The organism is Psychroflexus sediminis, assembly GCF_900099815.1.
GTDB lineage: Bacteria > Bacteroidota > Bacteroidia > Flavobacteriales > Flavobacteriaceae > Psychroflexus > Psychroflexus sediminis.
The window spans coordinates 5,933-27,539 of record NZ_FNCW01000001.1; the positions used below are offsets into that span (position 1 = coordinate 5,933).

Sequence of the window (21,607 nt, forward strand, 5' to 3'; positions counted from 1 at the left end):
TTGACCACTTGACCACTTGACCACTTGACCACTTGACCAACATATTTTGAAATCAGCGTCTTAGCAAAAATTTCATCTCAAATAAATGTCAAAAATGTTGACTGTTATCCTAAAAAAATTACATTTGCAAAAATTAAAATATCCTTGTAATGTATTGGACTTTAGAACTTGCCTCATATTTAAGTGACGCGCCTTGGCCAGCAACCAAAGACGAATTGATAGATTATGCGATACGAACAGGTGCACCGTTGGAGGTTGTAGAAAACCTGCAATCCATAGAAGATGAAGGCGATACTTACGACTCTATAGAAGAAATTTGGCCGGATTATCCTACCGATGACGATTATTTATGGAATGAAGACGAATATTAGCGTCTTTTTCTTTACCTTAAATCACACTTAAAGTCTCGTAAAGGGACTTTTTTTTTTCGTTACCTTTGAATCAATAAATTAATAAAACCATTTATGGGTGTTTTAGATTCCGTATTAAAAGTATTCGTAGGCGATAAGACCAAAAAGGATCTTAAAGTTATTACTCCGATTGTAGACCAAATCAAAAGCTTCGAAAGTCAGTTTGAAGCCCTTAGCATAGATGAACTTCGTGAAAATACTTCCCGTTTTAAAGCTAAAATAAAAGAGGCTACCGCCGACCTGCAGGCTCAGATCGATGACCTGAAAGCTAAAGCTGAAGATGAACAGGATATCGACGTTAAAGAGGAAATTTATACAGAAATTGACGAACTCAACGAAAAAGTATATCAAACCACGGAAGATGTTCTTAACGATATCCTTCCTGAAGCCTTTGCTACCGTTAAAGAAACGGCGAAACGCTTTTTCCATAATACCACCCTGGAGGTTTCGGCAACAGAATTTGACAGAAGCCTTTCTGCCGACAAAGATTATGTGACCCTGGAAGGCGAAAAAGCCATCTGGAGCAACTCCTGGGATGCCGCCGGAAAGCCTGTGACCTGGGATATGATACATTACGATGTCCAGCTGATTGGGGGTATCGCCATGCATCAGGGTAAAATCGCTGAAATGCAGACAGGGGAAGGTAAAACCCTGGTGGCTACCTTGCCGATGTACCTGAACGCCCTAAGCGGCAAAGGAGTGCATCTGGTTACGGTAAACGATTACTTGGCCAAGCGGGATAGCGCGTGGATGGCTCCCATTTTTCAATTTCACGGACTGAGCGTGGATTGTGTAGATTACTACAAACCCAATTCTGCAGCCAGACGAAAAGCCTATAACGCCGATATTACCTACGGTACCAACAACGAATTTGGTTTTGACTACCTGCGTGATAACATGAGCCACTCCCCGGAGGATCTCGTTCAGCGCCCGCACCATTATGCGATTGTGGATGAGGTGGATTCCGTATTGATTGATGATGCGCGAACACCGCTGATCATTTCCGGGCCTGTGCCTAAAGGCGATGTCCACGAATTTGAAAACCTAAAGCCTCAGATTGCCAAAATCGTTGAGGTACAGCGCAAGCATTTAACCGGTGTTTTGGCTGAAGCCAAAAAACTGATCAAAGACGGGGATACCAAAGAAGGCGGATTTCAGTTACTGAGAGTTTACAGGGGTTTGCCCAAGAATAAAGCACTGATTAAGTTTTTGAGTGAAGAAGGCGTGAAGCAGCTTCTCCAAAAAACCGAGAATCAGTACATGCAGGACAACAACAGGGAAATGCATAAGGTGGATGCCGAATTGTATTTTACGATTGAAGAAAAAAGCAACCAGATCGACTTGACCGATAAGGGGATTGAGTTCCTCTCCGGAGAGGATGACAAAGATTTCTTTGTGATGCCGGAAATCGGGATGGAAATTGCCCAGATTGAAAAGCAAAACCTGCCTAAGGAAGAGGAAGCTGAGAGAAAAGAAGAACTATACAGGGATTTTAGCGTCAAAAGTGAGTGTATCCACACCTTGAGACAGCTGCTCAAAGCCTATACTTTATTTGAAAAGGACACCGAATATGTGGTCATGGACAATAAAGTGAAAATTGTCGATGAGCAAACGGGTCGTATTATGGATGGACGCCGCTATTCCGACGGGCTTCACCAGGCTATTGAAGCCAAGGAGAATGTCAAGATTGAAGATGCTACCCAGACTTTTGCGACAGTTACACTTCAGAATTACTTTAGAATGTACAATAAGCTGGCCGGTATGACGGGTACAGCCTTGACTGAAGCTGGAGAATTCTGGGAAATCTACAAGTTGGATGTGATGGAAATCCCAACCAACAAGCCTATTGCCAGGGACGACAAGCAGGACAAGGTTTATAAAACCAAACGAGAAAAATACAACGCCATTATCGAGGAGGTGGCCCAGCTTTCAGCTCAGGGCAGACCGATTTTGATAGGAACTACTTCTGTAGAAATCTCCGAATTATTGAGCAGGATGCTGAAGCTGCGTACCGTTCCTCACAATGTTTTGAATGCCAAGCTGCACAAGCGCGAGGCCGATATTGTGGCTGAAGCGGGTAAGGCCGGTATCGTCACGATTGCCACCAATATGGCTGGTCGTGGTACGGATATCAAGCTGTCCAAAGAGGTGAAGGAAGCCGGAGGTCTGGCCATTATAGGGACTGAGCGTCACGATTCCAGGCGTGTCGACAGACAGTTGAGAGGTCGTGCCGGTCGTCAGGGTGACCCGGGGAGCTCACAGTTTTACGTGTCTCTGGAAGACAACCTGATGCGTTTGTTTGGTAGTGAAAAAATTGCCAAGCTCATGGATAGAATGGGTCTTGAGGAAGGTGAAGTGATTCAGCATTCCATGATTTCCAAATCCATAGAGCGCGCCCAGAAGAAAGTCGAGGAAAATAACTTCGGAATCAGAAAGCGTTTGCTTGAATATGACGATGTGATGAATGCACAGCGTGAAGTCATTTACAAGCGACGTTACAATGCCTTATTTGGCGAACGATTGAGAATCGATATTGCCAATATGATTTTTGATACGGCTGAAGTCATTACGGCTTCCAATGCCGCGGCCAACGACTTTGAGAATTTCGAGTTTGAGTTGATTCGATTCTTCTCCATGAATTCGCCGGTGACCAAAGCTCAGTTTGAAAAACAACCCGTGCAAAAGACAGCGGGGATTGTCTATAAAGAAGCTTACGAAAACTATAAAAATAAGATGATCAGCAATGCTGAAGAAGCATTCCCGGTCATCAAGCAGGTTTACGAAAAGCAGGGTGAGAAGTTTGAGCGTATTGCGGTGCCGTTTACAGACGGACAAAAAACCCTGCAGGTAGTCACCAACCTGAAGAAAGCCTATGAAAGTGAAGGGAAAGAGTTAATCACCGATTTTGAGAAGAATATCTCTCTGGCCATTATCGATGAAGCCTGGAAAAATCACCTTCGTAAGATGGACGAATTAAAGCAAAGTGTGCAGCTGGCAGTTCACGAACAGAAGGATCCTTTACTGATTTATAAATTTGAAGCTTTTGAGTTGTTCAAGGTCATGATTGAAGAAGTCAATAAAGACGTAATTTCCTTCCTGTTCAAAGGAGAGTTGCCTCAGCGGGATACGGAGCAGATCACCGAAGCCAGACAGCGCAGACCTAAGGAGCAGCTTCAGACGCAGAAAGACGAAATTCAGAACCTGGATGAGCGCGCAGCAGAATCTCGTAGAGCGGGAGCGCAGGCGAGTCAGCAGCAGCAAACGGTTGAAACGGTAATAAGAGAGCAGCCAAAAATTGGCAGGAACGAAAAGGTAACGATCAAGCACGTGGGTTCCGGCGAAGAAAAAACCCTGAAATACAAACAAGCTATTCCGATGATAGATAAAGGGGAGTGGGTCTTGTTGAACCAATAAATCCAAACCAGTCACATGAAGAAATTTGACATTGAATTAAAATGGGCTTCAGTATTTACAGCCCTGAGCATCGCCTGGGTCTATTTAGAAAAATATCTGGGATACCATGACGAATTTGTAAGTACTCAGGCTATTTTTTCGTTCTGGTTACTGATTCCACAGGCTTTGATTTACGTCCTGGCTATTCGTGAAAAGCGGGAAAAATATTACGATGGTCAGATCACCTGGCAGAAGGCTTTTATTTCTGGCGTGATCCTGTCGGCCATCATTGCAGGCTTGTCCCCGGCAGCGGTGTACATTATGGTAGAATTTGTTTCACCGGAATTTTTATCTATCATAGTGGAGGAAAAAGCAGCTCAGGGCATGCCCAGAGAAGGTGCGGTACAAATTTATAACCTGAATTCACTAGTCACACAGGCTATCTTCAATAACCTGGCCAGTGGGGTATTCTTTTCGGCGGTTATTGCGTTGATCTTCAGGAATAAAAAGGTTTAAAAGGGAAATATCACTTGCAAACGCAGTCTGTTCCCCGTTTCCTCAATGCTGTTATTTACCTGCGCATAATCGGATTCCCAGCTATTGCCGGAAATGTTGAAATCATAAGTCAGTTGCAGCCTTAAATATTCCTCACGATCTTTAGGTGAAAAGAGTGAGAATCCGAGACTAGGCCCGATATAAAACTGGGAATTATTGAGTTTGGCCAGATCTCCAAAGCCTCCTGCATCGTTTAAATCGATGCTTTCGCTTTTGTCGTAAAATTCCAGTTCTGAAGTCCTGTAACTCAGCCCTGCTCCGATGAAAATTCGGCTTTTATCTTCGAACTGAACCACATTTCTAAGGTACCTTAGACTTAGCTGAGCGGAATTCAATTGATGACCATAATCACCGCGTTCGCGCTCCTGATTGTAAAATCCGAAATCCAAATCAATTCGATTTTCGCCAAAATCTCCCGTAAATCCAAATGAAAGTTCAAAGGGAAAACGTCTGACCGTAGGCACATTGCTTTCGCTTAAAAAAGGATTGATTTCTAACGCATCTGTGTATTGTAGCCCGAGTCCAAAATAGAAGTTGATATCCAGTCCTTTTTTATCAGACGCCAGGAGCTCAGATTCCTGGGCAAAAGTCATTCCCACGAATAAGAAGAGTAAAAGAGAGGTGAATAAGTTTTTCATATTAGTAAGATTAGTTAGTCATTCATAGATTCGATAAGTTCATCAGTGATTTCTAAAGTATGATAAACATTTTGAACGTCATCATCCTCTTCAAATTTATCGATTAGATTTAGGATTTGTTTGCCCTGTTCCACCGGAAGTTCTGTAGTGTTCAGTGGTATTCGCTGTACCTCTGCGTTTTTGGGTTCGATGTGGAGCTCTTCCAGCTTAGCTGACATTTTTCCAAAGTCCGTAAACTCGGTGTAAACCCTTAGCAGGTCTTCGTCCCTTTCAAAGTCTAAGGCACCTCCATCGATTAATTCGAGCTCAAGTTTTTCAAGGCTTTGCTCTATTTCTGTGGTATTGATAACGAAAACACCTTTACGATCAAAAAGAAATTCCAGGGACCCGTTGGTGCCCAGGCTACCTCCGTGTTTGCTAAAAATAGAGCGTATAGAAGCGACGGTTCGGTTGGTATTGTCGGTCGTGCATTCCACGAAAACAGCAATCCCATGGGGTCCGTAGCCTTCAAAAGTCACCAGCTCATAAGCATCGGCATCGGCACCCGAGGCTTTTTTAATAGCGCGCTCTATGGTGTCTTTGGGCATATTCACCCCTTTGGCATTGGAAATGGCGTTTCTTAAGGTCGGATTGGTTTCCGGATCTGCACTGTTTCCTTCCTTCACCGCAACTGTTATTTCCTTAATTGCTCTGGTGAATTCCTTTGCTCGCTTTTTGTCCTGAGCTCCTTTTCTATGTTTGATATTGGCCCATTTGCTGTGTCCAGCCATATGCTTTGTATTTTTTGAATGGGAACCAATATAACCAATAGAACTAAGAAAGTCAACTTTAGGCTACCAGTAAAGCTCAGACTGAATGGCTTCTGCCGTTTTTTGTTTAAGGAACCTTCGATTTTGCAGATTCAGTTCCAGTCCCTTGGTATGAATCAACGGATGAACCACTGCCCGAAGCACACCGGGACTGCCAGAGTCGAAGCCATAACGAAAGCGTTTTTTGCTGTCCGGGAAGGAAATCGGAACAATAGGAATCTGGTGTTCTATGGATAACCTGAAAGCGCCTTCTTTAAACTGGTCCAGCTTTACGTGAATGTCATCCGGCACACCGCCTTCCGGGAAAATACAAATACTCACTCCGTTTTTAAGTCGGCGTTGGGCTTCTTCAAAGGCTTTTTTTCTGCTTTTGGCATTGCCTCGATCCACAAGAATACAAGACCGCCTATAGATCAAGCCAAACACGGGAAGTTTCGCCAGTTCGCGTTTTCCTATAAATACAAAAGGGGTTTTGGACACATAGATCATCATCATGATATCTACCATGCTGGTATGATTGGCAGTGAGCATATAGCTTTTCGTCCATTCCAGATTTGTTTTGTAAGTGACTTTGGGGAAAAATCCCATGCCGTATAAAACTAGATAAGCCCACACTTTACCTAAGAAAAAAGTACCTGGATACCATTTTTCCTTGGAAGTGGTAATCAGTAAAAAGGGAAGTAAAATAATGAGTGGCGTGATGACGAGGATGTAAAACCAAATTCGCCAAACAACTATAAAAACCTTCTTAATCCATTTCATAAGCGGCAAATTTAATAAATAGAATGGGTTGAGATAAACAAAACATTTATCTTTGATGCCATTTGTAATTTATCTCATTCTATGTCCAGAATTCTAACCGGTGTGCAAAGCACAGGAGTACCACATTTAGGAAATCTATTAGGAGCCATTATCCCTGCGATACAACTGGCCAATTCGCCTAAAAACGAATCTTTTCTCTTTATAGCTAACCTGCATTCTCTAACGCAAATAAAGGATGCCGAGGTTCTGAAAGAAAATACCTATGCCACGGCAGCTACCTGGCTTGCTTTTGGTCTGGATGTAGAAAAAACTACATTTTACAGACAGAGCGATGTCCCTCAGGTAACTGAACTGACCTGGTATCTCAACTGTATGTTTCCCTACCAGCGTCTGACTTTGGCCCATTCCTTTAAAGATAAGGCAGACCGTTTGAGCGATGTCAATGCCGGTTTATTTACCTACCCCATGTTGATGGCAGCCGATATCCTGCTATACGATGCTGAATTTATTCCCGTTGGCAAAGATCAACTGCAGCATATCGAAATGACACGGGATGTGGCTGAACGCTTTCATGCCCAATATGGAGAAACCTTTGTGTTGCCTGAAGCTAAACTCTCGGAATCCTCCAAATATGTTCCCGGAACCGACGGTGCCAAGATGAGCAAGTCTAAAGGCAATACCATCAATCTGTTCCAGACCGATAAGAAACTCCGCAAGCAAATCATGCAGATTGAAACCGACAGCACCCCCCTTGAAGCTCCTAAAGACCCGGGAACCTGCAATGTGTTTCAGATTTATAAACTGATAGGCACTGAAACGCAGGTAGCCGATTTGAAATCCAGGTACCTCGCCGGTGGATTTGGTTACGGTCATGCCAAACAGGCCTTGTTTGAATTGATAAGAGATACTTACCAGAAAGAACGGGAGCAGTTTGAGTACTTTATGAATAACAAGCCCGAAATCGATAGGTTGCTGGGGATAGGTGCAGATAAAGCCAAAGGGGTTGCCGATGAGGTTTTAAACAGAGTAAGAGTTAAATTAGGATACTGATATGGGACTTTCTAAAATTATTCAGGGCTGCATGACCTATGGGGAATGGGGTAAGCAGTTAACGACTCATGACATTGCAAAGCGTATAGAGTCGAATGTAGAAAACGGCATCACAAGCTTTGATCATGCCGATATTTATGGAGGTTACACCACGGAAGCTGATTTTGGCAAAGGCTTACAAGCCAGCCATATCCAGCGCAGCGATATCCAGATCATCTCTAAATGCGGTTTGCAATTGCCCTCTCCGGAGCGGGGAAATCAGTTGAAGCATTATCAGTACGATGCTGATTATATCGTGGCACAGGCCCGGCAAAGCATCAGCAATTTGCAGTGTGATTATTTAGATGTGTTTTTACTGCATCGCCCCAGTCCGTTGATGCAAAAAGATGAAATTGCTAAAGCCATAAGCCTCCTTAAAAGCGAAGGCTTAATCAAGGCTTTTGGGGTCTCTAACTTCAGTTTAGCCCAGATTGACTATTTAAGTTCTTCGGTTGAGATTTTATATAATCAGATTCAGATCTCATGCACACATCTGGAGGCTCTGGAAAATGACCACCTGTATGGATTGAGCCAGCGGCAAATTCAGCCCATGGCCTGGCAGCCTTTGGGCGAAGTCTTTAAACTCGATTCTGATCATAATTTGAAAATATGCTTAAGCGAGTTAAGTTCAAAATACAACTTAAATGAGGCACAGCTGGCTATCGCATTTTTGAACAAGTTGCCTTTCGATATTTTACCCGTCATCGGGACAACCTCCGTCGAGCGCTCAAGATTATCCATGGAAGCCACTCAGGTAGATTTGGAGCTTCAGGACTGGTTCAGGCTTTACGAAGCCTCGCGTGGTCATGAAGTGGCTTAGATTCCATTCTTTTAGTTATTAGATGGTCTCGCGCGATACAATCGCGCTCTTACGCGATACAATCGCATAAGAGTAGATATCGTTGCCGCACGATTAAATCCTGTGGTATAGCACTATAATTTAATTTTAAATAAATACTTTAAATTTATCAAAGCATAAATTTAGAGATGAGCAGAAACTACAAATTTCACAATCCTGAAGGTTTATATTTTGTGAGCTTTGCTGTTGTGGAATGGCTGGAGGTATTTTCTAGTAATTCTTACAAAGATATAGTGGTGGATAGTTTGTCTTATTGCCAAAAACACAAAGGCATGGAACTCGCAGCCTGGTGTATCATGACCAATCATGTTCATTTGGTTTTCAGAAGTGTAGAGGACTTACATCCCGCAAATCTACTTGGTGATTTTAAACGATTTACCAGTAAAGCCATAGTGAAATCTATAGCAGATAACCCAGGGGATAGCAGAAGAGACTTTTTATTAGATCACTTCCAAAAAGCTGCGAATCGATCGTCAAATGTGAAGAACTATCAGTTTTGGAGGCATGATAACCAGCCTATTGAATTGTGGAGTAATAAAGTCATAGCACAGAAAATAAATTACATCCATCAAAATCCAGTTAAAGCCGGCTTAGTATTTAGGCCGGAAGATTATAAATACAGCAGTGCTGTAGATTACTCAGGGAAAAAAGGTTTGCTTGAGGATATACTGGTGTTTCGAAATTTTGGATTCTAAAGTTTAAGGCAGTTATCACGCGATACAATCGCGCGATAACTTAAGGGTAAAGTTTAAAGTAGCTCTTGCGCGATTGCATCGCGTAAGAGATAACTTAAGAGTAAAGTTTAAAAGTAGCTCTTGCGCGATAACTTAAGGGTAAAGTTAAAAGTAGCTCTTGCGCGATTGTATCGCGTAAGAGGATAACTTAAGGGTAAAATTAAAAGTAGTTCTTGCGCGATTGCATCGCGTAAGAGTATATTTTGTATATGTTGAAAGCCAACTGACTTTATCTATTATTCCTTAACTTACACCAAATTCAAAAGAAGAAATTAGCATGAAAAATGTACTGGGTACAGAGTTAAAAGCCTGTTCTTATGATCCCATGACGGGAGTGTTTAGAGACGGATTTTGCAAGTATGCTGAGCAGGACAGGGGCCTGCATATCGTAGCGGCGAAAGTGACTGAAGGTTTTTTGGAATGGAATAAAGCGCGGGGAAATGACTTGGTCACGCCCAAGCCCCAATGGAGTTTTCCCGGGTTAAAACCCGGTGACTGGTGGTGTGTGTGCATGGGCGTCTGGCTCAAAAGTAAAGAAGCCGGGTTTCCGTTGTACCTCAAACTGGAGTCCTGCCACGAGAAAATGCTGGACTATATGCCTCTGGACACCCTGAAGGAATGGGAATATCAGGATTAAGGCTGATTATTTTTAAATCTGCTATAAAAAACGCCCTTCCGACATCAGGTTCAGAAGGGCGTTTTTATTTTCTTCACCTCGACCGGGCTCAGCCTTTGATCAGCCTGATGGTTTCAAGCTTGAGCAGAGTCGGGAAGGCTTTGGTTATGATCTAACCTATTTCTTGAGCGACTGCATATCGATGACAAATCTGTATTTGACATCGGAGTTTACGACTCTTTCATAAGCGGTATTGATGTTCTGTATATCGATCATTTCAATATCTGAAACGATGTCATGTTCTCCGCAGAAGTCCAGCATGTCCTGCGTTTCTTCAATTCCACCGATAAGTGAACCGGCCAGTCGTTTTCTTTTGATGATCAGTGCGCCGCCGTTAACGTCTTTCAGCGGTTCAATAGCACCGACGAGAACCATGGTTTTATCGCGTTTGAGCAAATTCAGGTAGGGGTTCACATCGTGACCAACAGGAATGGTATTCAGTATAAAATCAAACGAGTTAGCCTGTTCTTTCATTTGTTTTTCGTCTTTGGAAATCAAAACTTCATCTGCTCCAAGTTTTTCGGCATCCTTGCTTTTTTCCGGAGAGGTGGTAATCATAACCACATGAGCTCCCATGGCGTGAGCAAATTTAATTCCCATATGTCCAAGTCCGCCAAGACCTACAACCCCAACTTTATCGCCTTTCTGTACATTCCACTGTCTCAGGGGGGACCAGGTAGTAATGCCGGCACAAAGCAGCGGTGGTACAGCCTTTGTGTCCAGGTTTTCCGGGATATTCAAAACAAATTTTTCGTCCACTACGATTTCTTCAGAATATCCGCCAAAGGTATGTCCGCCAAGATGTTTGTCTTTACCATTATAGGTAGCGGTCATTCCATTTTCACAAAACTGTTCAAGACCTTCATCGCAGGCTTCGCAATTCTGGCAGGAATCTACCATACAGCCTACACCCACTTGCTGTCCTTTTTTGAATTTGGTGACCTCACTTCCCACTGCGACGACATGTCCGATAATTTCGTGACCTGGAATGACGGGGTATTTAGAATTTTTCCAGTCGTTTCTCACCTGATGAATATCACTGTGACAAACGCCACAGTAATCTATTTCTATATGAACGTCTGTAGCTAAAGGCGTTCTTCTTTTGATGTCTAATTGTTCTAAATCGGCGTCGCTGGCTTTGGCACCGTAAGCTTTTACTTCACTCATAAGTTTATTTTTCTTAAAAATAAGATTTGATTTTCGCCTCACACCCCATTTGACTTCATTTTAACCTTAAACCCGAGTGGATTTATAATCTGGGGCCCATTTGACAGGCTATATTCCGTGAAAACCATCAATATATGACATTGCTCATTTTGTGAACACTATTTGAGTTTTAAATTTGCATTAACAAATAATTAGAGATTGATTCATCAATTTAAATAGTTTGACTTATGAAACTTACACCATTAATTTCCGCTTTCGTTTTACTCCTTATTTTTTCAGTAGGGCAATCACAAACTCAGTTTAAAGCTGTTCCCGCAGATGGAAATTCTATTTTAATAGAAGGGACATCCAATATTCACGACTGGGAAATCCTGGCTAAAGATTTTGCCAGTGAAATGGATTTAGTTATCGAGGAAGATGACTTAAAAGCAGTAAACGCTATCAACTTATCTATTCCTGTAAAAAGTTTTGATAGTGGAAAAGGTAAAATGGACAAAAATACTTACGAGGCCATGAACGCGGATACCTATGAACTGGTTTCGTTCACCTCTACGTCACCGGCTTCAGTAGTGGAAAAATCTCCCGGTGTTTATCAGGCTCTGGTGAAAGGGGAATTGAGTATGTCTGGAGCGACCAATATGGTAAGCATACCTGTAGAACTCTATAAAACCCAATCCGGTTACACCCTAAAAGCAGAGCAGGGTCTCAATATGATAGACTATGAGATTGAACCGCCTACCGCATTGTTTGGAACGATTACCACAGGGGAGACTGTAAACGTAATTTTTGACCTGACCCATTATAAATCGTAAACACTTTTAATTACTTAAACACTATTAAATACTATAACTATGAAAACTCTAAAATTAACTTTAATGATTTGCCTGTCACTGGCATTTTCCTTCAGCGCTTTTGCACAGAAAAGAGACCTGGATAACTTCAGGCCAAGGGACCAGCGCGGTATCCACATTTTTGAAGCTCCGAAAGATACCGTAAGCGATTTTGATGGAGTAAAAGTAAGAGTCGGAGGTGCTTCCACCATTCAGTTTCAGGCGTTAAACCATGAAAACAGCGGAGCGGTGCCTTTGGTGGATTTAGGAGATAACTTTAACCTGGCGACAGCCAATTTGGACCTGGATGTAGCGCTTTACGATGGGGTAAGAATGCACTTAAGAACTTACCTGTCTGCCCGCCACCACCCGGAAGCCTGGGTAAAAGGAGGATACCTTTTGATTGACAAACTTGAGTTTGTAAAAGAAGGCTTCATGGAAGATGCGATGAAGTACTTAACCTTCAAGTTTGGACACATGGAAATCAACTATGGGGATGCGCATTTCAGAAGAACCGATAATGCGATGGCCCTGTACAATCCTTTTGTAGGAAACTACCTGATGGATTCGTTTACCACAGAAGTTGGTTTTGAAGGATACTTTAGAAAAAATGGCTGGATAGCTATGCTTGGAGTGACCAATGGCAGACTAAATCAATCTGCTGAAGAAACAAACACAAAACCTTCTTTCGTAGCTAAATTGGGTTACGATAAGCAACTGACCCAGGATTTAAGATTTAGATTGACAGGTTCTATGTATACCACAAGTGAGTCTTCAAAAAACTTCCTTTACGACGGTGACCGAGCTGGCTCAAGATACTACTTCGTGATGGAGGAAGTTGGAGCTTCTTCTGCAGGTAATTTCCGATCTGGTCGTGTAAATCCAGGATTTGGCACAGAGCTAACTTCTATCATGATCAATCCTTTTGTAAAATACAAAGGCCTAGAATTCTTCGGTATCTATGAAAATGCAACCGGGAAAGGTTTTGGACCTAACCCTCCAAGCCGTACCTACAACCATTATGCTGCCGATTTAATTTACAGATTTGGCGCAAATGAAGATATTTATATAGGCGGTAGATACAGTTTTGTTGATGGAGAGCATCCTTCTGGACAAGACATCAGTGTCGATAGATTACAACTTGGAGCTGGTTGGTTTATGACCAAAAACATCCTTGCCAAATTAGAGTATGTCAATCAGTCTTATTCTGATTATCCTTTGGGAACTATACTTGCTGGCGGACAGTTTGATGGACTTATGCTTGAAGCTGTAATTAGTTTTTAATTAAATAATTTGAATTAGCCAAAGGGCTTGATCTTTCAGGCCCTTTAATTTTTTTTACTATGAAAGCCTTACTACACATATTTTGTATACTGAGTCTCGGCTTTTTTATGTCAACTGATAATTCGGCTGATGTTCACATAAAAAAAGGAAGTCAAATTACCATTAGTGGTAAATCCAATGTCAATCAGTTTTCCTGTGCTTATACAACACAAATAGCAGAAGGTGGTAAGAACATCACCTATAATTATTTCAGCAATGTCATTACATTGAATAAAGCTGAAATCAAACTGAAAAGCGATGCTTTTGATTGTGGTGGCAAGATGATAAACAAAGATTTTAACGAGCTGATGCAATCCGAGGACTACCCTAATGTTGGTATTACACTTATTCAAATTGCAGTTAAAGAAAAAGTCTATGTAGTTGATGCTATGATCGAAATAGCAGATGAAATCAATGTTTACTCATTTGTCATTTCACCTCGACAGGGCGATCACTATACAGGGAGCTTAGAGTTGAACATCAATGACTTTGACATGGAGGCCCCACGAAAATTATTAGGAGCCATCAAAGTGGATCCCAATATCAATATTGAATTTGATCTATATCTGGAGGTTATCTAAACTGAATTACCTCTACACCTCTTCAAAACGGGCTTAAAGCTTTTTAACTCAACATCTCTTAAAAGTGAAGAGCAAACCCATTGTTTTTTCGTATTTAAACTGTAGTGACCTAATTTTGTTGTAATTTTCGTTTAACAAACACTTTTCAACATATAAATAACTAGAATTTAGGCCTATAATGAATTGTTTTAAAACTTATTTTATTGCGCTTTTAATTCTATTCTGCTTACCTATTCTAAGTTTTTCTCAGGAACTTCCACCTGTTCTTACGTTCTCTCCTAAAGATTACCAGGCGGATAATCAAAACTGGTCTGTCACCCAGGGTTTCAACCATTATATGTACATGGCCAATAATATTGGCCTGCTTGAATATGACGGTGAAGACTGGAGGCTATATCCCTCACCCAATCAAAGTATTCTTCGCTCTGTCTTTTACCATGACCAAAAGATTTACACCGGGAGTTACCGGGAATTTGGATTTTGGGAAAAACAACCTGCCGGAAACTTAATCTATAATTCCCTTTCCAAAGACATAATTGATTCCATCGGCACAGATGAGCAGTTCTGGACGATAGAACGTCTCGAAAACTGGATTATTTTCCAGTCTTTGGATAACCTTTATACCTTTCATATTGAGAACAAGTCGCTTAAGAAAATTTCTATCGATGGTGCGATTACAAAAATATATAAGGTAGACGGCGATCTTTTCTTTCAGATTGTAAACAAAGGTCTTTTCAAAATTGAAGATGGTGAACCGGTTTTGGTTTCAGATCATTACCTGTTCAGAGAACATGCAATCATAAACCTCTATGCTTACCCTTCCCAGGTTTTAGTTCAAACCGATACAGAGGGCATTTTTACCCTGGAAGAAACACCTCAGCCCTGGCCTTCCACGTCAAATGCCATCGATGACTTTACCGTTTATACCAGCCTGCAGACCAAAAATGATGGCATTGTCCTCGGAACGATTTCTGAAGGCGTTGTTTTTCTGGATTCTGAAGGAATAATCCAGAATCAAATCACCGAACAGGAAACCTTGTTTAACAACACGGTTTTATCTGTTTTTGAAGATGAAGATGCTAATATCTGGCTAGGCCTCGACAATGGGATTAACTGTGTTAATGTTAATTCCCCGATTTCTGTGTTTAATGATGATAATGGCGTCCTTGGCACTATCTACGCTTCATTGGTTTTTGAAGGAAAACTTTTTATTGGAACCAATCAGGGGCTTTTTTACAGACAGCTGGAGGATTCAACGGCTGATTTTAAATTTGTAGAAGGCTCAAAAGGACAGGTGTGGACCCTTCGTGAAGTTGATGGTTATTTGCTATGTGGTCACAATAATGGCTCCTTTATTTTTTCTGAAGATGAGTTCAGGCAGATTTCAGATTTGCTTGGCACCTGGTGTTTCAAAACTATTCCGGGTCGCCCGGATCTCCTTTTACAGGGAAATTATAATGGCTTGAGTATCCTGGAGAAAACAGAGAATACCTGGAGATTCAGAAACCGCTTAGATAATTTTGATGTGTCTTCAAAATTTGTTGAATTTACCTCGCCCAATGAAATTCTGATCGACCATGAATACAAAGGCGTATACAGGCTTAAGCTAAACGATAGATTTACAGCAGTAGATACGGTTTCTCAGTTTGAAGCGATCAGCAATGGTCTATATTCAAGTTTGGTCAAATACAAAGACACTATTTATTATGCTCAGCAAAGAGGGGTTTGGAGGTTCGATTCCGCGAAAAACGAATTTTTAAAAGACAGTCTGTTGAGTCGGTTATATACCGAAAATGTCTATTCTTCAGGTAAACTTGTAACGACTGGCGGGGAGATCGGTCTTTGGAGTTTTAATAAAAACAGCATAGACTTTACGCTTCAGGGTAAGATCAACAATTCCTTCAGATTAGCCTCTATTCCGATCACTTCAGATATTAGAGGGGCCATGGTAGGCTATGAAAACGTGTATCATCTTGGTGATGAAAGGTATCTTTTGGGACTGACTCAGGGCTATATCATTATTGATTATAAAAAGTTTCTGGATACTGCGATCGATGAATCTTTATACATCACTTCAGTAAAATACTGGCAGACGGGAAAACAGGCCTCATTTCTGGATCTTGAAACCTCCTCTGAATTAAAAAACAATATGAACAATGTTCATTTTAACTTTAGTGTGCCTTATTTTGAAAAGTATTTCACTTCCGAATATCAATACCGGCTTAATGGTTTTATAGACGAATGGTCTTCCTGGAATGAGCGGCATGAAGTAGCCTTTAATAACCTTCCCTTTGGTGATTATGAGTTTCAGGTTCGGGCCCGGGTTGGAGACCGTTATTTTTCAGAACCTGAGGCCTTTAGTTTCAAAATCAATCGTCCGTTTGCATTATCGAATGCCATGTTATTCCTGTATTTGATTCTCATCATCATTTTGTTTTCCATTATCCACAATGTTTATAAGCGGTATTATAAAAAACAAAAACTCGAGTTGCAGCATCAGGCCAATAGGGAGTTGGAATTGAAACAACTGGAAAGCCAGCAGGAAATCATGCAGGTTAAAAATGAACAGCTCAAGCAGGATATCGATAACAAAAGCCGTGAACTTGCTGCGTCCACCATGAGTCTAATCAAGAAAAATGAGTTCCTGGGATCTATCAAAGATGAGCTTCAAAAAGCCAAGCCTATTCCGTTAAACGCCAAGAAAGTTATCAAGATCATCGATAAGAATATCAATAATACGGACGACTGGAAAATGTTTGAAGAAGCCTTTAACAATTCGGACAAAGACTTCTTAAAAACAATGAAATCCAAGCATCCTTCGTTGACGCCAAACGATCTCAGGCTATGTGCTTACCTGCGCCTCAATTTATCCTCCAAAGAGATTGCGCCGCTTTTCAATATATCCACGAAGAGTGTAGAAGTGAAACGATATCGTTTGCGTAAAAAAATGGACCTATCCAGAGAAATTGGTTTAACAGATTATATTTTAGGAATATAAAACCAATACAATTAACTTTTTTAACTATACATTAGCCATACAAAACAGTTTTTTTAGCTTTCTACATCGATGTAGTTGCCTGTTTTAACATATAGCTTAGCCCCCTAAAAATAAGCCTTAGCAATAATATATTTAACAAAATTTAAACTTTTAACGAAGTGTAGTTTTTTTGTAACCAAAAAAAAGCATAAAAAAATAATCTTAACATTAGATTTACATTAAACAATTTATAGATATGGTTAAAAACTTTTTAATAGCGACGTTATGTCTATTATCCACGTGGACATATTCACAAGAAATCGACATCGAGGGTAGTGTATCGGATATGGATTCCGGTATGCCCTTACTTGGTGTGAATGTGATAATAGAAGGTACTACTAAGGGAACAACTACTAACTTTGACGGAGAATTCCTTCTCACTTCAGTTCCCACAGATGCCACTTTGGTTTTTTCTTATTTAGGATATGAAACCAAAAAAGTAAATGTAGCAGAAACTACAGATTTCACTATTCAGCTGCAGTCTGACACTCAGGCTTTGGATGATGTGGTTGTCATTGGTTATGGTGCCAGTAGCAGGAGGAAATTAACAGGTTCCGTATCTACAGTAGATGCTGAGTCAATACAAGACTTAGAGCCCCTCAATGCGGCCAATGCACTGCAGGGAACAACTGCCGGGGTGAGCGTAACTCCCCAGTCCGGGTCTCCGGGTGCCGAATCGAATATTCGTATTCGAGGGATCTCTACCAATGGGAACAGTTCTCCGCTTATCATATTGGATGGATTTCAATACGATGGAGGTCTTAATTCGATTAACCCGCAGGACATTGAGTCGATCACTGTTCTTAAAGATGCACAGGCTGCCATTTATGGATCGGTTGGTGCTAATGGTGTGGTTTTAATCGAGACCAAAACCGGTAAAAGGAATCAGGCCGCAGAAGTGACCTATAACACCTATTTTGGTTTACAACAAACCACCAGAGAATTGCCACTTCTAAACAATTTGGAGTACGCATTGCTTACCAATGAAAAATATGCCAATGCCGGACAAAGTCTGCCTTTTCCTGATCCTACACAAATAAGGACCAATACAGACTGGCAGGATCAGGTTTTTGAAACTGCAGCAATCGTTAGTAATAATGTCTCTGTAAGAGGGGGTTCTGAAAATACGGATTATTCGTTTAGTGCTTCACATCTGTATCAGAAAGGTATAGTAGCACCGGAGAAATCAAATTTTAAACGAACAACGGCGAATTTATCTGTCAATACTGATGTTCGTGACTTCTTAAACCTGAGTGCAAAAGTTATTTATACCAATAACCGTTCTCAGGGCATCAACTCTTTCGGACTTGGTTCCGTGTTGTTCAATGCTATCAACATTGCACCAACGATTAGACCTGACCGCTTTAATCTGGATGGAACCATCGATCTGGGCAATGAGGTCGCTAATCCACTGGCGCAAATCAATAATACCTTTAATGATTTTGAAAGCAACAGGCTGAGTGGATCTTTTCAGGCTGAGTTGGAATACATCAAAGATTTCAAGCTTACAGCTCGCTATGGTTTTAACTCTTCCAATTTAAATAACAGGGAATTCTTCCCGGAATTTGATTTTGGAACAGGGAAAGTGTTTAACAGACCTTTTAATCAGGTCAATTTGAACCAGCAGGAATTTTACGATTACACCTTCGATTTATTTAATACCATTGAAAAGTCATTTTTTGACAGGGAGTTAGATGTAACCTTTACAGTGGGTATGACTGCATTCAGAACCCATGGTGAAGGCCTTTTTGGAGCCAGAACGGGGGTGCCTAGAAACAGCTATGAATTTGCCGACTTAGGCACTGCCACCGGATTGGGAGATAACCAAACCAACGGGTCTTTTGTAAGCGAATTTCGAAGACTGTCTTATTTTAGCAGGGTACAATTTTCATTTAAAGACCGTTACTTATTAACTGGGATTCTCAGAAGAGATACCTCTTCAAGTTTTGGTCCCAACAACTCAACAGCCTGGTTTCCTTCTGTAACAGGAGGCTGGATAATCACTGAAGAAGATTTTATCGGAACAAGTGATGTATTGAATTTTGCTAAATTAAGAGCCAGTTATGGTGAGTTGGGGAACGACAGAATACCTAATTTTCTATTCTTGTCAGTCCTAAGTGGAGAAGCCACTTATGTGCTTGGAGAAGAGCAAAACTTGGTTAACGGCCAGGCTCTGGGACCGGTTGCCAATCCTAACGTAAAATGGGAAACCGCGAAAAAACTGGATATAGGTTTAGATTTAAAATTGTTCAATAACAACCTTGACGTCACTTTAGATTATTACGATAATACCAGAGAAGATCTGCTTATTCCTTTTATTCCTACTTCTGGTATTTTTGGTACCGCTGCTCCGGGAAGTTCTGCACCTACCAGGAATGCCGGAACAGTTAAGAATTACGGATTTGAAGCGGCTATCGGATATAGCAAAGAAGTCAGTAAAGATTTTTCTTTCAACGTAAATTACAATATAAGCACCATCAACAATGAAGTCACCGAAATTAATGGCGCCCCGTTTTTGGAAGGCGGACAGTTTAGTGTTGGACAACTCCCTCCGGCAAGAATGGAAGTGGGACAGCCTATCGGTTACTTCTACGGGCTTAAAACCGACGGGATATTCCAAAACCAGACCGAAGTAGAGGCTCACCCTTCACAAAGAGAGCTTGCTGGGGTAGAGGCGAGTCCTGGAGACATTCGGTTTGTAGATGTCAATGGAGATGGCATCGTTAACCAGGATGACAGAACCTACATTGGAGACCCAATTCCAGATGTAACCATGGGATTGAATTTATCTTTCAATTATAAGAACTTTGAATTTAGTGCCTATTCATTTGCAAATCTGGGAAGTGATATTGTGAGAAATTTTGAACGGGATCAGCCTAATGTAAATATGTTGAGCCGCCGTTTGGATCGCTGGACAGGACCCGGCACTTCAAATTTTGAACCAAGAGTAACAGCTGCGGCTACTGCCAATAAATTATTTTCAGATTATTTTGTTGAGGATGGCTCTTTCTTAAGAATACAAACCATTTCTTTAGGTTACTATGTCCCTGAAAAAGCCCTTGAATCTGTTGGTATCAGCTCAGTAAAGCTTTATGCGAAAGTTGATAATGCGTTCACGTTCACCGAATATTCAGGCTATGACCCAACAGCTTCAACCGGAGCTCCGATTGGCGGAGGGATAGATTTAGGGTTTTATCCTTTGCCTAGAACATTCTCACTTGGTTTAAATGTAAAACTTTAATACAAATATTATGATGAGTACCTTATATAGAAATTTATTTATGGCCTGTGTAGCACTTAGTTTGCTTTCCTGTGCTGATGATTTTGTGGAAGAACAACCACCATATCAACTGACTTCTGAAACCTTTTTTGAGACTGCAGAAGATTTTCAAGCTGCTTTAATCGGCGCTTACGATCCCCTGCAGGCCACCTACGTCAATGTTATTCTAGGCGAAATAGCTTCCGATAATACACATGCCGGAGGAGAAAGCGCTACAGATGTGGTAGGCTGGCAGCAGGTAGACAAGATGGAGCATACCCCCGTAAATGATAATATAGATGATGTGTGGGATTTTAATTTTGCAGGAGTTTACAGAGCTTCCTATATCATCGAAAATAAAGATAACATTGATTTCGATGGTAAAAGCCAGATCATTGCAGAAGCCAGGTTTTTGAGAGCTTATTTTAACTTTGAACTGGTCAAATGGTTTGGAGCTATTCCCATCAAACCTGAAGGAAGGTTTGAACTGGGTGAAGAAACGTCTATTCCAAGATCTCCCGTAGAGGATGTGTACACTTATATTGAAAATGATTTGAATTTAGCCATAGCAGATATGTCTTTGGAGCCACCTCAAGTAGGACGAGCTTCAAAAGCATCTGCTCAAGCTTTGCTTGGTAAAGTTCACCTGTATCAGGATGAATTTATTCTTGCAGCTCCAGTGCTAAATGAAGTGATCAATTCTGGTCAATTTCACCTCTATGGTACAGAAGGCGACGAAGAATTTTTAAATCTTTTCGAGTTTAATGCTGAAAATAGTGCTGAATCTGTTTTTGAAGTACAATACACAGGCGCAGAAGGTGCCGGTTTTGGCTGCCTGCAATGCAGTGAAGGTAATGTGATGGTTGGATTTAGCGGAGTCAGAGGATACAGTGGCCCTGTATATGAATCTGGTTTTGGCTTTAATTTGCCAACGCAGGAGGCCTACGATGCTTTTGAATCTAATGATCTCAGAAGAGAATTGAGCATCCTGGATATAGAAGCCTGGGTAGATGAAACAGGGGCCTCTTATACCATAGGAAATCAGGACCCTAGAACTGGTCACACCGGTTACTACAACAAAAAATATTTACCTAGGAAAAATGATAATTTAGGGGATGCCAATTTAACGCAACCCAATAACTACAGAGCTATTCGCTATGCCGATGTATTACTGATGGCTGCAGAAGCTCTAAATAGAGGAAATATCGACGATGCACTTGCTTTGGATTACGTAAACCAGGTAAGAGTAAGAGCTGGTTTGTCAGAAGTCGATATTTCAGGAAGTCAGCTTACAGAGGAAATCTTTGAACAGAGACGCTTAGAACTTATTGGTGAAGGCCACCGTTTCTTCGATCTGGTTAGAACAGGTCGTGCGGCAGAGGCTATCCAGGGATTTACAGCTCCAAAAAATAATGTATTCCCAATTCCATTAGAAGAAATTCAGTTTTCTCAAGGCAATTGGTCACAAAACACAGGCTATTAATT

17 protein-coding genes are annotated in these 21,607 nt (G+C 41.3%); 13 read left to right on the forward strand and 4 right to left on the reverse strand.

Features of this window, described 5'->3' with window-relative positions:
- The first annotated feature begins 149 nt into the window (after positions 1 to 149).
- The 3 genes from BLP81_RS00015 to BLP81_RS00025 all read left to right on the forward strand — a co-directional run bounded on the left by BLP81_RS00015 (position 150) and on the right by BLP81_RS00025 (position 4,319).
- Entirely contained in the window at positions 150 to 371 is a 222-nt protein-coding gene (locus BLP81_RS00015) for a DUF2795 domain-containing protein (protein WP_003441576.1), read from the forward strand.
- Positions 372 to 464: 93 nt separating this feature from the next.
- Positions 465 to 3,824, forward strand: a complete 3,360-nt coding sequence (gene secA, locus BLP81_RS00020) for a preprotein translocase subunit SecA (RefSeq protein ID WP_093363949.1) — start codon at positions 465 to 467, stop codon at positions 3,822 to 3,824.
- Between the two features lie 15 nt (positions 3,825 to 3,839).
- Positions 3,840 to 4,319, forward strand: coding sequence for a DUF4199 domain-containing protein (locus tag BLP81_RS00025; protein ID WP_093363952.1), 480 nt, complete (start codon positions 3,840 to 3,842; stop codon positions 4,317 to 4,319).
- Here BLP81_RS00025 and BLP81_RS00030 read toward each other — a convergent pair.
- The 3 genes from BLP81_RS00030 to BLP81_RS00040 all read right to left on the reverse strand — a co-directional run bounded on the left by BLP81_RS00030 (position 4,316) and on the right by BLP81_RS00040 (position 6,567).
- On the reverse strand, positions 4,316 to 4,996 hold the full coding sequence (locus BLP81_RS00030; RefSeq protein WP_093363955.1) for a hypothetical protein: 681 nt from the start codon (positions 4,994 to 4,996) through the stop codon (positions 4,316 to 4,318). The two genes, BLP81_RS00025 and BLP81_RS00030, sit on opposite strands and share 4 nt — an antisense overlap.
- Positions 4,997 to 5,010: 14 nt before the next feature.
- Positions 5,011 to 5,766 carry a YebC/PmpR family DNA-binding transcriptional regulator gene (locus BLP81_RS00035; RefSeq protein ID WP_093363957.1) on the reverse strand — a complete coding sequence of 252 codons (756 nt, stop codon included), beginning with the start codon at positions 5,764 to 5,766 and terminating at the stop codon, positions 5,011 to 5,013.
- A 63-nt stretch (positions 5,767 to 5,829) separates the two neighbouring features.
- Positions 5,830 to 6,567: a lysophospholipid acyltransferase family protein gene (locus BLP81_RS00040; RefSeq protein ID WP_093363959.1), complete on the reverse strand. Its 738-nt coding sequence runs from the start codon at positions 6,565 to 6,567 to the stop codon at positions 5,830 to 5,832.
- A gap of 81 nt (positions 6,568 to 6,648) precedes the next feature.
- Between BLP81_RS00040 and trpS the strand changes: the two genes are divergently transcribed.
- From trpS to BLP81_RS00060, 4 genes are all read left to right on the forward strand, one after another.
- Entirely contained in the window at positions 6,649 to 7,617 is a 969-nt protein-coding gene (trpS, locus tag BLP81_RS00045) for a tryptophan--tRNA ligase (protein WP_093363963.1), read from the forward strand.
- A gap of 1 nt (position 7,618) precedes the next feature.
- A complete protein-coding gene (locus tag BLP81_RS00050) occupies positions 7,619 to 8,476 on the forward strand; it encodes an aldo/keto reductase (RefSeq protein WP_093363966.1) in 858 nt (285 codons plus the stop codon).
- A 167-nt stretch (positions 8,477 to 8,643) separates the two neighbouring features.
- On the forward strand, positions 8,644 to 9,210 hold the full coding sequence (locus BLP81_RS00055) for an REP-associated tyrosine transposase (protein ID WP_093363969.1): 567 nt from the start codon (positions 8,644 to 8,646) through the stop codon (positions 9,208 to 9,210).
- Between the two features lie 316 nt (positions 9,211 to 9,526).
- Positions 9,527 to 9,886: a DUF2237 family protein gene (locus BLP81_RS00060; protein ID WP_093363972.1), complete on the forward strand. Its 360-nt coding sequence runs from the start codon at positions 9,527 to 9,529 to the stop codon at positions 9,884 to 9,886.
- A 156-nt stretch (positions 9,887 to 10,042) separates the two neighbouring features.
- On the opposite strand, the gene BLP81_RS00065 is transcribed toward BLP81_RS00060, so the two are convergent.
- Complete coding sequence (locus BLP81_RS00065; RefSeq protein ID WP_093363974.1) at positions 10,043 to 11,092, reverse strand: NAD(P)-dependent alcohol dehydrogenase; 1,050 nt, start codon at positions 11,090 to 11,092, stop codon at positions 10,043 to 10,045.
- A gap of 227 nt (positions 11,093 to 11,319) precedes the next feature.
- Between BLP81_RS00065 and BLP81_RS00070 the strand changes: the two genes are divergently transcribed.
- The 6 genes from BLP81_RS00070 to BLP81_RS00095 all read left to right on the forward strand — a co-directional run bounded on the left by BLP81_RS00070 (position 11,320) and on the right by BLP81_RS00095 (position 21,605).
- Positions 11,320 to 11,904 (forward strand): YceI family protein, encoded by a 585-nt coding sequence (locus tag BLP81_RS00070; RefSeq protein WP_093363977.1) that lies wholly within the window; start codon positions 11,320 to 11,322, stop codon positions 11,902 to 11,904.
- Between the two features lie 39 nt (positions 11,905 to 11,943).
- Positions 11,944 to 13,206 carry a hypothetical protein gene (locus BLP81_RS00075; protein WP_093363980.1) on the forward strand — a complete coding sequence of 421 codons (1,263 nt, stop codon included), beginning with the start codon at positions 11,944 to 11,946 and terminating at the stop codon, positions 13,204 to 13,206.
- Positions 13,207 to 13,265: 59 nt separating this feature from the next.
- The gene (locus BLP81_RS00080; RefSeq protein WP_176752655.1) at positions 13,266 to 13,826 is read left to right on the forward strand and encodes a hypothetical protein; all 561 of its coding nucleotides are present in this window, start codon (positions 13,266 to 13,268) and stop codon (positions 13,824 to 13,826) included.
- A gap of 178 nt (positions 13,827 to 14,004) precedes the next feature.
- Complete coding sequence (locus BLP81_RS00085) at positions 14,005 to 16,824, forward strand: triple tyrosine motif-containing protein (protein ID WP_093363987.1); 2,820 nt, start codon at positions 14,005 to 14,007, stop codon at positions 16,822 to 16,824.
- A gap of 235 nt (positions 16,825 to 17,059) precedes the next feature.
- Entirely contained in the window at positions 17,060 to 20,104 is a 3,045-nt protein-coding gene (locus BLP81_RS00090; RefSeq protein WP_093363989.1) for a SusC/RagA family TonB-linked outer membrane protein, read from the forward strand.
- Between the two features lie 13 nt (positions 20,105 to 20,117).
- Positions 20,118 to 21,605 (forward strand): RagB/SusD family nutrient uptake outer membrane protein, encoded by a 1,488-nt coding sequence (locus BLP81_RS00095; RefSeq protein WP_394330523.1) that lies wholly within the window; start codon positions 20,118 to 20,120, stop codon positions 21,603 to 21,605.
- Positions 21,606 to 21,607 lie beyond the last annotated feature (2 nt).

Excerpts from the sequence above, each read along its gene's own strand:
- BLP81_RS00015 (WP_003441576.1), top strand. The coding sequence starts at position 150 with ATGTATTGGACTTTAGAACTTGCCTCATATTTAAGTGACGCGCCTTGG.
- secA (WP_093363949.1), top strand. The coding sequence starts at position 465 with ATGGGTGTTTTAGATTCCGTATTAAAAGTATTCGTAGGCGATAAGACC.
- BLP81_RS00025 (WP_093363952.1), top strand. The coding sequence starts at position 3,840 with ATGAAGAAATTTGACATTGAATTAAAATGGGCTTCAGTATTTACAGCC.
- BLP81_RS00030 (WP_093363955.1), bottom strand. The coding sequence starts at position 4,996 with ATGAAAAACTTATTCACCTCTCTTTTACTCTTCTTATTCGTGGGAATG.
- BLP81_RS00035 (WP_093363957.1), bottom strand. The coding sequence starts at position 5,766 with ATGGCTGGACACAGCAAATGGGCCAATATCAAACATAGAAAAGGAGCT.
- BLP81_RS00040 (WP_093363959.1), bottom strand. The coding sequence starts at position 6,567 with ATGAAATGGATTAAGAAGGTTTTTATAGTTGTTTGGCGAATTTGGTTT.
- trpS (WP_093363963.1), top strand. The coding sequence starts at position 6,649 with ATGTCCAGAATTCTAACCGGTGTGCAAAGCACAGGAGTACCACATTTA.
- BLP81_RS00050 (WP_093363966.1), top strand. The coding sequence starts at position 7,619 with ATGGGACTTTCTAAAATTATTCAGGGCTGCATGACCTATGGGGAATGG.
- BLP81_RS00055 (WP_093363969.1), top strand. The coding sequence starts at position 8,644 with ATGAGCAGAAACTACAAATTTCACAATCCTGAAGGTTTATATTTTGTG.
- BLP81_RS00060 (WP_093363972.1), top strand. The coding sequence starts at position 9,527 with ATGAAAAATGTACTGGGTACAGAGTTAAAAGCCTGTTCTTATGATCCC.
- BLP81_RS00065 (WP_093363974.1), bottom strand. The coding sequence starts at position 11,092 with ATGAGTGAAGTAAAAGCTTACGGTGCCAAAGCCAGCGACGCCGATTTA.
- BLP81_RS00070 (WP_093363977.1), top strand. The coding sequence starts at position 11,320 with ATGAAACTTACACCATTAATTTCCGCTTTCGTTTTACTCCTTATTTTT.
- BLP81_RS00075 (WP_093363980.1), top strand. The coding sequence starts at position 11,944 with ATGAAAACTCTAAAATTAACTTTAATGATTTGCCTGTCACTGGCATTT.
- BLP81_RS00080 (WP_176752655.1), top strand. The coding sequence starts at position 13,266 with ATGAAAGCCTTACTACACATATTTTGTATACTGAGTCTCGGCTTTTTT.
- BLP81_RS00085 (WP_093363987.1), top strand. The coding sequence starts at position 14,005 with ATGAATTGTTTTAAAACTTATTTTATTGCGCTTTTAATTCTATTCTGC.
- BLP81_RS00090 (WP_093363989.1), top strand. The coding sequence starts at position 17,060 with ATGGTTAAAAACTTTTTAATAGCGACGTTATGTCTATTATCCACGTGG.
- BLP81_RS00095 (WP_394330523.1), top strand. The coding sequence starts at position 20,118 with ATGAGTACCTTATATAGAAATTTATTTATGGCCTGTGTAGCACTTAGT.